The 14,601-nt window shown below is 46.0% G+C and carries 14 protein-coding genes; 11 read left to right on the forward strand and 3 right to left on the reverse strand.

What is annotated here, in order from left to right; translation table 11 throughout:
* The first annotated feature begins 41 nt into the window (after window positions 1-41).
* The 10 genes from ACLVWU_RS04575 to ACLVWU_RS04620 all read left to right on the forward strand — a co-directional run bounded on the left by ACLVWU_RS04575 (window position 42) and on the right by ACLVWU_RS04620 (window position 10,058).
* On the forward strand, window positions 42-584 hold the full coding sequence (locus ACLVWU_RS04575; RefSeq protein WP_413577688.1) for a hypothetical protein: 543 nt from the start codon (window positions 42-44) through the stop codon (window positions 582-584).
* Window positions 585-761: 177 nt separating this feature from the next.
* Window positions 762-1,109, forward strand: coding sequence for an RNA recognition motif domain-containing protein (locus ACLVWU_RS04580; protein WP_413577690.1), 348 nt, complete (start codon window positions 762-764; stop codon window positions 1,107-1,109).
* A 124-nt stretch (window positions 1,110-1,233) separates the two neighbouring features.
* A complete protein-coding gene (locus tag ACLVWU_RS04585; protein WP_413577691.1) occupies window positions 1,234-1,479 on the forward strand; it encodes a hypothetical protein in 246 nt (81 codons plus the stop codon).
* 202 nt (window positions 1,480-1,681) lie between these two features.
* Entirely contained in the window at window positions 1,682-2,776 is a 1,095-nt protein-coding gene (locus tag ACLVWU_RS04590; protein ID WP_413577693.1) for a 2-methylaconitate cis-trans isomerase PrpF family protein, read from the forward strand.
* Window positions 2,777-2,903: 127 nt separating this feature from the next.
* The gene (locus ACLVWU_RS04595) at window positions 2,904-4,352 is read left to right on the forward strand and encodes a lytic transglycosylase domain-containing protein (RefSeq protein ID WP_413577694.1); all 1,449 of its coding nucleotides are present in this window, start codon (window positions 2,904-2,906) and stop codon (window positions 4,350-4,352) included.
* Between the two features lie 323 nt (window positions 4,353-4,675).
* Entirely contained in the window at window positions 4,676-6,388 is a 1,713-nt protein-coding gene (locus ACLVWU_RS04600) for a methyl-accepting chemotaxis protein (protein WP_413577696.1), read from the forward strand.
* A gap of 2 nt (window positions 6,389-6,390) precedes the next feature.
* Window positions 6,391-7,218 (forward strand): CheR family methyltransferase, encoded by an 828-nt coding sequence (locus ACLVWU_RS04605; RefSeq protein WP_413577698.1) that lies wholly within the window; start codon window positions 6,391-6,393, stop codon window positions 7,216-7,218.
* Window positions 7,218-8,714, forward strand: a complete 1,497-nt coding sequence (locus tag ACLVWU_RS04610; protein WP_413577700.1) for a chemotaxis protein CheW — start codon at window positions 7,218-7,220, stop codon at window positions 8,712-8,714. Before ACLVWU_RS04605 ends, ACLVWU_RS04610 begins: the two co-directional genes overlap by 1 nt.
* 92 nt (window positions 8,715-8,806) lie before the next feature.
* Window positions 8,807-9,439 (forward strand): nucleotidyltransferase family protein, encoded by a 633-nt coding sequence (locus tag ACLVWU_RS04615; protein WP_413577702.1) that lies wholly within the window; start codon window positions 8,807-8,809, stop codon window positions 9,437-9,439.
* Between the two features lie 22 nt (window positions 9,440-9,461).
* Complete coding sequence (locus tag ACLVWU_RS04620) at window positions 9,462-10,058, forward strand: hypothetical protein (protein WP_413577704.1); 597 nt, start codon at window positions 9,462-9,464, stop codon at window positions 10,056-10,058.
* Between the two features lie 64 nt (window positions 10,059-10,122).
* Here the strand turns inward: ACLVWU_RS04620 and ACLVWU_RS04625 are convergent, their stop codons facing one another.
* Window positions 10,123-10,806, reverse strand: coding sequence for a BON domain-containing protein (locus ACLVWU_RS04625; protein WP_413577706.1), 684 nt, complete (start codon window positions 10,804-10,806; stop codon window positions 10,123-10,125).
* A gap of 77 nt (window positions 10,807-10,883) precedes the next feature.
* Window positions 10,884-11,969, reverse strand: coding sequence for a hypothetical protein (locus ACLVWU_RS04630; RefSeq protein ID WP_413577708.1), 1,086 nt, complete (start codon window positions 11,967-11,969; stop codon window positions 10,884-10,886).
* Window positions 11,970-12,091: 122 nt separating this feature from the next.
* On the opposite strand from ACLVWU_RS04630, the gene ACLVWU_RS04635 reads away from it, so the two are divergent.
* Window positions 12,092-13,423, forward strand: a complete 1,332-nt coding sequence (locus ACLVWU_RS04635; protein ID WP_413577710.1) for an amidohydrolase family protein — start codon at window positions 12,092-12,094, stop codon at window positions 13,421-13,423.
* Here ACLVWU_RS04635 and gltS read toward each other — a convergent pair.
* The gene (gene gltS / locus ACLVWU_RS04640) at window positions 13,407-14,588 is read right to left on the reverse strand and encodes a sodium/glutamate symporter (protein WP_413577711.1); all 1,182 of its coding nucleotides are present in this window, start codon (window positions 14,586-14,588) and stop codon (window positions 13,407-13,409) included. The genes ACLVWU_RS04635 and gltS overlap by 17 nt on opposite strands.
* Window positions 14,589-14,601: the final 13 nt, after the last annotated feature.

The raw sequence follows: 14,601 nt of genomic DNA on the forward strand, positions 1-14,601 counted from the left end.
TGATTTCTCCTGGGGTCCCTATAATAGGACTCGGAGGATTCATGACATATTTATTATTTGCAGCTTTGCTGGCACTGACAGCCTGTACGACAACACCAACAGTTGCACCATCGCCGGTTCCTCCAATGGCGACTCAAGTTGGGGACGAGAGTTCCTCTATTGATGCGGTTGCGATTCAAAGAGCACTGCAATTGGAAAGAAATGTCGAGCAACTGGGAATACAGGAAAAAAGTTTTAACACCTGCGAGATGGGATACGGATATTCCAGAAACAAAGATTGTCGAACAGCCTATATGACAGTGTTGAATGTGCGTTTGCTTTGTCGTGATTCAGTCGGAACGATCTCTACTGTATTGACCGAGGCAGATGTCACTCCAATTGCCGCACAAACGATCCGCTGGAACTTGAAAAATGTACACGGAGAATTCATCACCGATGGCCTGGGATATGGGCAATTAGTGGCTCTGTCCTATCGTTCTCAGAAAAGGGAAAGACTGAAACTTTCCCTTGGAAATGAGTTTCTTTACATGCGCGCCAACGAAATCACGAAGGTTATTACACCCCGGCCATGGTGTTCCATGTGACGCGATGTGTTGATTTGCAGAAAATCGAGTATTTTGGATATTTTTTCGGTTTAGTGCTTCGATTTTTGCGAATTATGGTTTAGCTATATTGAGAATAACAAGTCTCTCTTTGAGTTCGAGGCAATCAAGCCATCTCCTCACAGTGGGCTCCCAAATGCCATTTTAGGAGGTATTAAAATGGGTAAAAAAATCTACGTAGGAAATCTTTCTTACCAACTAGACGAACAATCTCTTGCAGACGCTTTTGCTGAATTCGGTAACGTTGAATCTGCACGTATCGTAACTGATCGTGAAACAGGTCGCAGCAAAGGTTTCGCATTCGTAGAAATGTCTACTGATGATGAAGCTGCTACAGCAATCGCTAAATTGAACGGTGCTGAGCTTGCTGGTCGCGCAATGAACGTTTCTGAAGCAAAACCAATGGCTCCTCGTGAGAACCGTGGTGGTGGCTTCGGTGGCGGCCGTGGCGGCGGCGGTGGCGGTCGTGGTGGTTTCGGCGGCGGCGGAAACCGCGGTCCTCGCTAGTTAGATCCCGACTTAATTAAGTCTTCAAACCCTTGGTCTTGCGACCAGGGGTTTTTTTTGCCCAAAATCAGCAACCTCACTCTTGAGTTCGCCCCAAGATAGTTTCAACCTGAAATGGATGGGAATGATCTTTCCACCAAGCGAGGTTGTTATGATGGATATCGAGCCGGAAATCCGTAAAGAAAAAAGACGTATTCGTGAACAACGTTACTCAAAGGATGCCGAGCATGAAGAGATTGAGGGAATGACCGAGCGGCCTCATAAAACTCACGAGCTCGAATCAAGTCCGCTGAAAGTCTTTTCTGCCATTGTCGCGATTTGTCTTGTTGCGACTCTCGTTGTGGGTGCCGTCTATATGTACTTCTTTTGAGCGTGAATATTTCACTCAAAATTTCAGTTGAAAGGCAACCCCCTGGAAAGTCTTCAACTTTCAGGCAAGAGTTTGCAGAACGACTCCGCAAAGAATTATGGCATAAAGTAGAACTACGACCTTCATACATGCCCCCCGTTTTCTAGCCCCAAGAGTACGCCGTTGGTTTTTGAAGACAAACAGAGTTATGATGTTTGATAACATGAATTCATACCCCGCAACCTACATGAGAGGCGGCACAAGTCGTGCCTTGATTTTTAATGAACGGGATCTTCCAGCGGATAAGAAAAGCTGGGACGCCATTTTTTTAAGCGCCCTGGGCAGTCCTGATCCCCATGGAAGGCAGTTAAATGGAATGGGCGGAGGGATTTCTTCGTTAAGCAAGGTCGCTATTGTGCGTCCATCAAGCCATCCCGGTGCAGATGTTGACTACACATTTGCGCAAGTTTCTGTGACTGAAAACAAAGTCGATTATAAAGGTAATTGCGGAAACATCAGCTCGGCCATTGGGCCCTATGCCGTGTGGCAGGGGATGTGCAAAGGCACGGGGGATGAGGCGTGCGTTCGCATTTTTAATACGAACACGCAAAAGCTAATTTATTCCTACTTTCCCCTGAAAGATTCCAAACCTGATCTAGCCGGAGATTTTGAAATCCCTGGCGTTTCAGGCACAGGGGCTCCTATAAGGCTTGAGTTTCAGGATCCCGGGGGAGCGACCACAGGTAAGCTGTTGCCAACCGGAAAGGTTTGCGAAACTTTGCCAGTCGAGGGCGTGGGAAAAATTGAAGTTTCCATGATTGATGCCGCGAATGCCTGCGTGATGATTCGCGCTCAGGATCTTGGCCTGAAGGGGACAGAGCTCCCTGCGGATTTTGATCGTTCACCGGAATTGCTTAAGAAGCTGGAAACAATTCGTCGTCATGCTTCAGTAGCAATGGGGATTGCACCCAGCCTGAATGAAGCAGCAAACTTTATTGCAATTCCATATGTGGGCATCGTCAGTCCCACAATGACCCAGGACCGGGATTTTGAAATGCGGGTGATTGCAAGTGGCCAGCCCCATAAAGCATTACCGTTGACAGTTTCATTGTGTGCTGCCGTGACTGCTTATTTACCCGGCAGTATAATCAATGAACTGGTCCAGGGACAATCCTTACCAGCAGTTCGCATTGGTATGTCATCCGGGGTGCTGCAACTGAGTGCAAATGTACAAAGCCAAAATGGACACTGGACTGTTCATAGTGGCAGTTTCTTTCGCACAGCGCGGTTACTTTTTGTTGGAGAAGTTTTTGTCTAAAAACCACAACTGTCCAGTCTGTGTGTCTCATTTTTAGATTCGTCCAGTCGCAATATTCGGGGTCCAATTTTTGATGTTATGATCAAACTGGGCCACCGGAATTTGCCTGAAAATCCGATAAGGTAATATGCGCAAACTATTCATTATCTCATTAGTATTCGTCACTGCATGTGCTTCCAAGCCTCGTCAGCCGGCGTCTGAAAGTTTCTCTCAGACACCGCCTCCCGAAGGGGCCCTTACATTGGATCAAGCTCTTACACAAGGGCAAGAATCCACTGTTGAATATTTGAAGTCTCAAGTGAAGGCAGAACCCTTTGGTGGACTTAATTCAAAAGATCCAGCAGTCGAGATGCCGGCAGCGATTCGTGCTGAACGTTTGAAAACAGATAACACAGATAAAAAGCAGCAGTCAGTTTTCTTAAAAAAATTCCGTGGGTGGAGTGCGCAAAAAAGATTGAATCATGGTGAAGAGCTGGTGACTGAATTCAATTGCGATAAAGCATTGGAAAGCCAGGCCATGGGATACATGCTGGAACTTGATTTTCCAGAGCAAGCCGCTCGCGATGTTTCCAAGAATCTTCATGAAAAAGTATTGAACTGTGAAAATGTATCTAAAACAGAAAGTGTTTTTCGTTTGGCTGTTTTTGCGATTCAGCAGAACGAGTGCCCGCGTGCCGTGGAGTATCTGGAAAAGTATCCAGCGCCCACTGAACGTGGTATGCGCGACCGTCAGGCATATTTGAAAACTTTCTGTTCGGCTCAAGTTGATAATAAGAATGCCAACCCATTGGGTGGTTACGGCATTTTGTTGGGGACCTTCCAGTCTCCGGTAGCACCGACACAATGGTATTTGGGCGCAAGCAGTGGCGATGCCGACTGGGATCGCCTGTTGGCTTCCCTGGTTAAGCTAACAGCCGAAGAACGCTCCTCCACGGTGCAGTACCTGGCTGGTAAAATGAATCTTGAGAAGTTCAGAAACCTGCCATTGCCATTTCAAACATCCGTTTTAGTTCTATTAAGTGCCAACGGTGCAGATTTGTCGGTGTTCCAGGCTTTGCACAAATATCTTTCAGACCATCCTGATTCCGTGACGGCGTCGGCTGCGAATTTGTTGTTTCCGATTCGTTATTGGAAAGAGATCGTTGAAAACAGTAAAAGCGCAGACCCAATTCTGGTGAAGGCATTGATTCGTCAGGAGAGCGCCTTTAATAAGGCAGCACGCAGCCGTGCACGCGCATCCGGATTGATGCAGTTGATTTATCCAACAGCAAAGCACTTTGGCGTGAAGAAACCTGTGCAACTTTTAATTCCAGAGACTAATATTCATGCGGGATCGGAATTTTTGGCACAGCTTATTTCTGATTTTGGATCGGTGGAGTTGGCATTGGCAGCATACAACGCCGGCCCTGGAATGGTTCGTCAATGGCAGAAGCGCTATCCTACAGAGAATATTGATTTGTTTGTTGAGATGATTCCGTACACAGAGACCCGTGAATATGTTCGTCTGGTAAAGCGCAACTATAAGATCTATCAATCCATTCTGGTGAAGCCTCAATTGCTGGGTGGGAATCCGTAGGCTATTATAAGGTAATTTTGAAGAATACAAAAACCCGATGCTTCCATCGGGTTTTTGTATTTTTCTGACCTAATTATATTACAATTTAGTGTTCACCATTTATGATTATTTAAATAAATCCGATAGTGTTTATATTGAATTTTGGGGTAATAGTGAATCAGTTCGTATAAGACGCTAATTTATTCAAATCTTTACCGAGAAAATTCTTGTATCAAATTAAATTGTTTCATTACTGATGAGTTACCAAGGATTAATACAACAGATGTTCAGTATTGAGCAATTGCTTCCGAAAAGTTAATCACATTAATAAGAGGAGAAAGCCTATGTCAACTGCACGTCGTTTCGATGAAGCTGTCTCTGAAGTAGACGAGATCAATGTACTTCAGAGTGAAATTAAAGCTTTGCACCGAGTTCAAGCCGTCATCGAGTTCAATCTTGATGGCACCATTCGCGCCGCGAACGACAATTTTTTGAATGCAGTGGGATACTCTCTTTCGGAGATTCAAAGCAAACATCACTCGATGTTTTGTGATCCGGTCTATGTGGCAAGTCTGGAATACAAAAACTTCTGGCAGAGTCTTGCTAAAGGCGAGTATGCAGCCGGGGAATTTAAGCGCTTCAATAAGAATGGCGGGGAAATCTGGATTAATGCCTCTTACAATCCAGTGTTTGATAAGGATGGTAACCCGTATAAGGTGATTAAGTTTGCCACCGATATTACCAGAGCCAAAGGTATCAGTGCAGAACATGAGGGCATGATTGCGGCGATCTCCAAAGCCCAAGCGGTAATTGAGTTCAATTTGGATGGTACCATTATTAATGCCAATGAAAATTTTTTGAAGACAGTGGGTTACAGCCTGGGTGAAATCAAAGGCAAGCACCACCGCATGTTCTGCGAAAACGAATACACGCGTTCGTCGGAATATGAATTTTTCTGGCAAAAGTTGAATCGTGGCGAGTACGACGGCGGTCGCTACCAACGTATTGGTTCTGGTGGTCGCAAAATATGGATTCAGGCGACATACAACCCAATTATGGATGCAAGCGGTAAGCCTTATAAAGTGGTGAAGTTCGCTTCCGATATCACTGCACAAGTGGAAATGGAACAATCCATTAAAATCAAATCAGAAGAAGATCAAAGAAAAGTCGATCAACTGTTAGCGGTGGTTAATAAGGCTGCGGCAGGGGATTTGAGTTCCCCAGTTGCTGTTGAAGGTAACGATGCGCTGGCGCAATTGGCCAGCGGTATTGCGACCATGATGCGTGATCTGCGTATTGTGATCGGTAAGGTAGTCGATTCTGCGGGACAGTTTGGTGATAGCTCGAAATCCATTGCGGATCAATCAAACAACGTGGCTTCCGGTGCCCATAGTTTAGGGGCAACCGTCGAAGAGATGAATGCCTCTATTGAAGAGTTCACGGCATCCATTGCATCTATCGCTGACAATACTAAGAAAGCCAATGAGTTGGCAAAAGTAACTCAAACTGAAGCCGAAGTTGGCAGTCAGTCTATTGCTAAATCAATAGAGGCGATGGAATTGATCAACAAGTCCTCTGAAGACATCAGCGAGATCATTAAAGTCATCAGTGAAATCGCAAGTCAGACGAACCTTCTGGCATTCAATGCGGCTATTGAAGCAGCCAGAGCCGGTGAGCATGGTCTTGGGTTCTCAGTCGTAGCGGATGAAGTGCGTAAGCTTGCGGAAAGATCTTCCCAAGCGACTAAGGAAATTTCGAAACTTATCAATGAGTCCGTGAAACGTGTCGAACAGGGCAGTGCCATTTCCAAACAAGCCGGAGAGGCCTTTGGAAAAATTGTGACTGGCATCGAGAAAACCACTCAGTCCATCGCAGAAGTGAACCTGGCGGCAGAAGAACAGTCGGAGTCAGCAAAAGGCATCAGTACGGCGATTCAGTACATCGCAAATGAGGCGACGAAATCAGCTCAGGCGTCAGAGAATATTGCGTCAGCAACCAAATCTCTGGTCAGCGGTGCGGATGAACTGAATAAAACTGTTTCAAGATTCGTGGTTTAATCATGTCAGAGGCGGAGCGTCTGATCAGTGGCCCGACGTTGCGGAAGCTGATCAGTCTGGTTAAGAAACATACTGGTATATTTATGGAGGAGCGTAAGCGCGAGCTTCTGGTTGCTCGCATTCGCCCTCGCATGAAAGAACTGGGTTTGGCCTCCGCTGAAGAATACATTGATCATCTTGAAAATCACAAAGATGAGATCCAGAAATTCATCAACTGCGTGACCACCAACGAAACGGTGTTTTTCAGAACACCTTCGATTTGGGACTTCTTTGGACGAGACTTACTGAAAGCTTGGTCGCAGAAGAATCCCGATGAAATCATGCGAATCTGGTCAGCGGCGGCTTCAACAGGTGAAGAGTCTGCAAGTATCGCCATTCTGTGTGAGGAGTTTAAACGGGCCAACCCCCGTTTTCGTTATCGGGTTTATGCCTCGGATATCGATACAGACGTTTTAGAGGGTGCTCGTAAAGGCACTTATAAAGAACGTAGCATGGATGACCTTCGTAAGCGGTCCCCTGAAATATTTCATCGCTACTTTAAGGGTAGGGACTCCGCAGATATGCATTTGCACCCTGCTATTTTGAATAACATTGAATACTTTGTCCACAACCTTCATTCACGCGGAACGCGGACTGCTTTTTTCGATGCGGTTTTTCTGCGCAATGTTTTGATCTATTTTAATGAACAGGATCAGGAATTGGTTCTTAAAAACATGTATGCGAGTTTAAAGCCGGAAGGCGTGCTGATTATTGGCGAGGCGGAATCCCTGGCTAGATTAAAAACCTCGTTTGAGTACACTAAACCTTTAATATACAAGCGAGTTGCCTAATGGGTCCGACTAGCAAAGCTTCAGTAACAGGTAACTTACAAATGTTTGCCTCTTTTAAACTGGGGGATGCGGAGCTGGCGATGTCCGTCGGCCTGCTGCAAGAAGTTGTCAACGTTCCAGAGGCAATCAGCCCGGTTCCGTTGGCACCGGAATATTTGAAGGGAATATTTAATCTTCGCGGAATCGTGATTCCGATTGTGGATATGTCCGTACTTTTGAATTTGCCGGCGGCTGAAAATGCGATTGGGAAAATTGCGGTTGTGGTAACTGAAGGTGTGCGAATTGGTCTATTGTTCGATTCAACTTCAGAAATACTAAATGTGCCGGCCACAGATGTTTGTGCATTTAATGATGCTGCGGAAGGAACTCGTTCCGTAATTCGATCTGCGCTAAAGCTCAATAACGGAGCACGACTGGTGGAGGTTATTGATCCTTCATCCTTGCTAAAAATCGAAAATATCGCAAGCTTGGTATGCAGCTCATCTCAGAAAGATGAAAGCTCGCAGAAGAAGCTTACTCGTCGCCAATGTATCACTTTTCATTCCGGAGACCGCGAATTTGGCCTAAACATCGCAGCCATCCGTGAAATCATTCGGGTGCCCGAGATTAAAAGAAGTGCCGTGCAGGTGGAGTATTGTCTGGGAGTGGTGAGCTTGCGCGGAGTCATCATTCCAGTTCTGGATTTTCGCGGAATTCTTCAGGTGCCGGCGAAGGAACAACAGGACCTTGAATCGCGACGAATCATTATTATGAAGCTAAGCAACCTGTTTGTCGGCTATATGGTGGATGCTGTTGACAGTATTAAAACTTATTACGAAGAAAACCTGCTGCCGATTCCGATGTTTGATCAGAAAAAAATGTCGATGATGCGCGGAGTTCTGCCGGTCGATGAAAACCGCAATGTTTTGTTGCTTGCAGAAGAGCACATTCTGTCTGACGACGAGATCAATGAGTTTACTCGCGGCCACAGTGTTCTGTATTCGAAGGAGAATGCAAAGGCCATGGAAAAAGAGGCGGCAGGCGAAAGAAATTCGTATATATCTTTTAAGCTCGAGTACATGCTTTCCACGCGTTTGAACTCTGTGGATGAAATCGCCAACCTGACGGAAGACATGGTAAAGCCCCCCGGCTATCCTGATTATGTCGTAGGGGTGCAACACATGCGCGGTGAGGTTGTCACTCTTGTGGATTTACGCATGTACTACGGAATGAAAGTCACAGGAGACTATTCGAACTCCCGAATCCTGGTTGTGAAGGGTGCACAGGGAAAAATCGGCTTGCTGGTAGATTCTGTAGAGTCCATCGACACCGTGGACGAATCAAAGAAGGTCAAAATTCCAAGTTTGTTTGCCAAAGATGCTTTGACGGCTTTGCGCGGAGACATTCAGGATGTTGTTGAAATGCCTGATCCCACGGGTAAAAAGAAGATCTATATGGTGCTTGATATGCCGGAAGTTCTGCGGAAACTGCTAAATCCCAATGGCAGTGCGGCCTAATTAGACTTTTAACACATTTCAGTTAGTAATTCGGTTTAGCGTGTTCTGATCGCTATCCTAGGCATACATTTTTCAGCCTGGGGAGCTAATTCATGAGTACGAAGGTCAGTTTACGTGGTGCAAGTCGAGTTTCCTGTTTGCTATTAGCGGCAGGCAAGTCCTCGAGAATGAGTGGGCGAAACAAACTCTTGCTGCCGTTCGGGGGAACATCTTTAGTTCGGCGAACAGCTATGGAAGTTTTAAATATAAATTTTGAAGAAATGATTGCCGTGACCGGGCATGAGGCAGAGTCGGTTTCATCCGAATTACGAGATCTGCCCCTGAAAATTGTTTTCAATCAGGAGTTCGAATTTGGCATGCACAGTTCAATTCGCACAGGTCTATCCAGTTTGCGAAAGTATCACGATGGCTTCTTTATTTGCCATTCAGATCAGCCTGAATTGGATTCGAAAATGCTCAAGGATATGATTCGTATTTTTGAGGAGCACGAAGGCAAAAACATCGTTTACCTGTCCTGCCAGGGAAAAACCTCCCAGCCGGTTCTTATACCGCGGGAATTTGCTCCCGAAATTCTGCAATATCCGGATGGTGACTACGGGTGCGCTTATTTATTGAATAAGTATTCACAGCGCTTGGCTCCCTTGGAAATTAAAGAAGAGATGTATCTAAGGGACCTGAATACACCAGAAGATCTATCGCTTATTTCACTTGCACAGCATGGTTAATCAACACATTAAGGAGAATAAAATGAAAGCACAGTTATGTGGAATGTTTATTGCGGCAGCCCTGTTAAGTCCTCAAGTCGGCTTGGCTCAGGGTGATCAGGAACTTTACGATTCGATGAAAAGAACCGGCCCTCAATCTATGGAAGGATCGCAGGCTGTTGAAGTTGAGGCAGAAGTTATTTCCGTCAATAAAAAGACACGGGAGTTGACGCTTAAGAATGAGGACGGTGAAAACGTAACAGTTAAGGCTCCTCCAGAAGTAAGAAACTTCAATCAAATTGCCAAAGGAGACATGCTTAAAATTCGCTACGTTGAATCTTTAGCTGTGGAAATTAAGAAAAAAGGCACAGCCGACAACATGACCAATACCTCCTCTGAGATTGTTCGTTCCAAAGAAGGACAGAAGCCAGGAGGAATGGTTGTAGGCACCGTTTCTGCGATCGGCACAATCATGAAGGTCGACAAAAAGAAAAGTGCAGTGACTGTAAAAGGGCCACAACGTACGGTGACTCTTCATGTTCAGGATAAAAGTATTCTGGAACAGTTGAAAAAAGGTGACCAGATTGAAGTGAAGTATACAGAGGCTTTGGCTGTTTCCATCGATTCAGTTAAACGCTAGAAGCTTTTTATAATACAATGACTAAAAAGACCGAGGAGATCTGCCTCGGTCTTTTTTCTAGGTGTTAGTGATTGGCTTTTCTGCCACCTTTGATGTCTGATCTGCCGGAGTCTAAATTAGCTTCTGAATCGGATCCCATTTCACTCTGCGTTGACCAGTCGTGCGTGGATTCCCGTTGCACGCGGATGTTGTTGGTGACATCGCGGACTGAGGAAATGCGTTCTGCCAGATCTTCTGCCAGATGCTTCATACGCCGCTGTGGCACTGTGCCTGAAAGTGTTACTTCGCCGCTTTTTACTTCTACATCAACGTCGTGGGCGTCGATGTCGGGATTGCGGGTTAGCATTTCGCAAACGTCCTCTCTGATTCGATCATCTGAACGGCTGTATGACTTCGGTCCGCGACCGGCGAAGGATTCACGTTCAGAGCGTTCAGACTGTTCAGAACCATAGGATTCTTCGCGCAGATTTCTTCGGCCACCGCCATAGGACTGATTACCACGATAGTCGCGATCCGAATAGCTTTGCGAGCTGTAGTCGCGGCGGCGCGTGCCACCTTCAAAATCAAAATCACGTCTTGGACTTGAGTTTTCCATGTTGAAATCACGCATGTCTTCGTCTTCATTGTAGCTGGAGAAGTTTTCCCGTCCTTGGTTTCGGTCATTCCACCGGGATTCATCGCGGGAAGAAAAGGATCCTCGGGATGAATAGGGCCGTCGAACATGATTGCGGTTTGATCGATTTTGCATAGCTTACCTCCTTGTACTTGGAGATTTCACATTCACGCAGGTTTTACGATCTGCCAATCCAGTTTGGATTTTTTATGCTAAAGAGCAGTGATTCTTCGTATCCAGGGATGTTTTAGTTTTCCAGCGCCGATTTCAATACGGACTCGGCTTTTCATATTGAGTTCTTCATATAGCCGGGATGATATTCGCAAGTCAGTAGGCAGCATCAGTATGGAATTCGGGGATTTACTAACCACTTGAATATGGTAGGTGATGTAATGTCGACCTGCGCGTCTTCGGTGCATCTGCGTATAGTGACCTTCAACAGTTCCTTCGATAATTGTCGAGGGTGAACGATCCATCTGGATATTCACGTCGGAAAACAGAGCAATACCACCAAAGGGAATCGCGAATGCCAAGACCAAAAAACTTTCAATAATTATACGATGTCCCCGGGAGGACTTTCGGAATATCAGACCAATCACGACTATAAATACGAAAGCGATCAAACTGCTGACCAGAAGACCCGACTTCGCCAGTTCGACACCGTTTATATAAATGTCCTCGCGAAGTTGAAGCCACTGCAGGGTGCTGACTATGGCATACGCAGCAAATCCCCAAATGATTGATTCAGTAATAAGAGCCTTCGCAGCAAAGTGGTCCATCTCGCGCGGCAACTTTTGCAATTCCTCGATGTGCTTCGTAAGTTGCGCGAACAGTCCGGCAATACTTTGGTCATCGCGGCGATCACCTTCAAAGCGGGCTTGCATGGCATTGCCACCGCCGGAGATCCAAAGACAGCCGTTCTCAAATAACTGCTGAATCAGATTTCGGCATTGGGAATCAGTTTGGATCTTGCGCATAAATCCGGTGCTGTCCGAAGCGATATAGATGGTGGAATCGAAAGTAAGGTCATTGGTTTGAATTTCTTCGGCGAATCCCCAGTTTTTAAAGAATTTATCCAAACTGGATTCGCGGGTTAGTTTAAATGACGTTTTGCAATTGAATGTTCGATTCCAGGTGGTGAGTTGTTGCTTGCCACGTCCTTTACCAAGGTAGGAAAAAATCTCGACGCCTTCATAATAGCTGGGAGAGCTGATGAGTCTATGTATGCCCATATAGCGATATGTATATCGCAGTAAATATGCAGCTGAGCTAAATAGAACTTTCAGAATAATCCACATGGATAAAGTCTATTCTGTTTTATCGGTTTGACGAAGTAAATACTGTCTTTTGAAACTTTCAAGGCTAGGCGTTCTGCTCTGCACAGACTTCTTTTATAATTGTTCAGTCGAAAGGGGCTTTTATGCGTACACCATTAGTATTGGTCATGTGGATTTTCTTGTTGGGGGCCTGTTCTCATAAAAAAGAGAGTATCGAAGGCAATGGCGAAGGCTTGCTGATTCTAAAAGGTGTGCGTCTTGTGGATGGATTGGGTTCGCCGGCCCGGCCGAATGTTACAATCGTGGTGAAAGATGATCGGATTCGCTCCATCCTGGATCCCAAGGAGGTTTTGCCATTTCGGGCCAAGGTTTTGGAACTGGAAGGCAAAACTGTGATGCCGGCGCTTATGTCGGCCCACGTTCATTTGGGAATGACCAGGGGAACTGAAGTCGGATCAAAGCAAATTACGGCAGAAAACGACATGAATCAGCTGTATAAACTTAGAAAGTACGGAGTAGGGGCCGTTCTATCATTGGGAATGGATACCGACGTCATCTACAAAATTCGGTCCGATAGCGAAAGAAGTGACAGCACCCTACCATTAGTTTTGACAGCAGGGCGCGGTTTCGGGGTTCCAGATGGAGCTCCACCTTCGGCAATGGGAATTGATCAGGTGTATCGTCCCCGAACCGTCAACGAGGCTCGCAAACAAGTGCGCGAGCTTTTGGCAAAAAAACCCAATGTCATAAAAATTTGGGTGGATGACTTCAACGGCAAAATGAAAAAGAAAATGTCGCCGGAAATCTATAAGGTTTTAATTGCAGAAGCGCATGCGCAAAAGGTTCGTGTGGCAGCCCATGTGTATTACCTGGAGGACGCCAAACTTTTGGCAAAGGAAGGTGTCGATATTCTGGCGCACAGTGTGCGCGATCAGCCTGTGGACCTGGAGCTGATTTCTTTGATGAAGACCAAGAACATCTCCTATGTGCCGACCCTGTCGGTGGACGAGTCGCAGTTTATCTTTGAGAAAAAACATGAATGGATGGAAACTGATTTCTTCAGGGAAGCTTTGGATCCCGGTGTTCTGCAGTGGCTGCAAACATCCTATCAGGCGAAACCTTCCGCGGTGGAAGAGTTAAGAATGGCCCAGAAAAATGTCATGACCTTGTTCAAATCAGGAATTGTGATTGGGCTGGGAACGGATTCTGGTGCAAACCTGGCCCGTATTCAGGGTTTCAGCGAGCACCGGGAGATGCAATTATTGGTGGATGCAGGGCTTGAACCCGAAGAGGTGATTCGCATTGCGACCGTGAACAACTCCAACATCCTGGGTTTAAGCAATGACTATGCTGGAGTGCAGGTGGGAATGAAGGCCAATCTTATTGTTTTGGATGCGGATCCGATTGATGACATCCGCAATACTCAAAAGATCAATATGGTTTTTATAAACGGCCGGTCTATCGAAAGACGTTAAGACAGAAAGTGATAACGGCAGCATTGATGAAGTCAATAAAGCAGGATCCTACCAAAGGCACCACTAAAAATGCCTTTGGAGCCGGTCCATACTTTTGACTCATGGACTGCATGTTGGCCATCGCATTGGCCGTGGTCCCCATCATGAAGCCCGTGTATCCAGCACTGATCACCGCGCCTTCATAGTCACGGCCAGTGATCCAAAAGACGGGACCGACGGCAGCGATTGCAACCAGGATCGTTTGAATCAACAGGAATACCAGAATTGGCAAGGCTGCGTTTTTCAGTTCCTCAAGTCTTAAGCTCATAATGGCCATGGCAATAAATAGGGTCAGAGCGACGCTGCCAATTTCCTCGATCCAATCCGCTTTAATATGGAATATGTTTGCCGCGTCTTCAATGTTTCTGAAAAATGCAGCGACAATCATCGAACCAATATAGATGGGCAGAGTAATCCCCAAAGCTGTTATTCCTGAAGTCACAACAGAACCGAAGCCCATAATCAGGCACAATGCCAGGACGTGCAGTAATAAGTCCCGTCCTGGGAAAGATTTTAAGAAATGAGAATCGTCAACTTTTGCATTTGCTCCATGGGGGTGAGTCATAGTGGTTTTTTTATGAATAAGAAAAGTTGCCAGAGGAGTTCCAATCAAGCCACCCAGTAGAATGCCGCCCATAGCTGTGGTGATACCAATTACCGAGGCATTTTCGACACCGACGGCTTCAAAAGAAGGAGCAAATGCCAGAGCTGTTCCTGGGCCGCCAGTCAATGAAACCGGTCCCGTTAAAACTCCCAGTAGTGGATGCAAGCCCATCAACTTGGCAGCGCCGATGCCAGCAAGAACCTGCAGCAACAATCCTCCTATGGATAAAAGAAGAAAGTAGACAACCATGCGTCCACCTTGCTTCAGCAGGCGGAACGAAGCGGCGTATCCGACAGAGGCAAAGAAGGCGATCATTAAAGGGGTTTCAAACGATTTATCAAACTCCATGGCTATGATGCCGTGGGATTTCAAAACGGAAATTACAATCGCGACCAGGACCCCGCCGATGACCGGTGATGGAAGGTTGTATTTATCAATGAAAGTAAACTTTGATTTTAAAAATCGTCCCAAATAGACAACAAGGGCTGCAAAAGCGACTGTTTGAATGGATGTGAAGTTCATTTAAATAGGTTAG

Source organism: Bdellovibrio sp. HCB290, from assembly GCF_047305925.1.
In the GTDB taxonomy this organism is placed as follows: domain Bacteria; phylum Bdellovibrionota; class Bdellovibrionia; order Bdellovibrionales; family Bdellovibrionaceae; genus Bdellovibrio.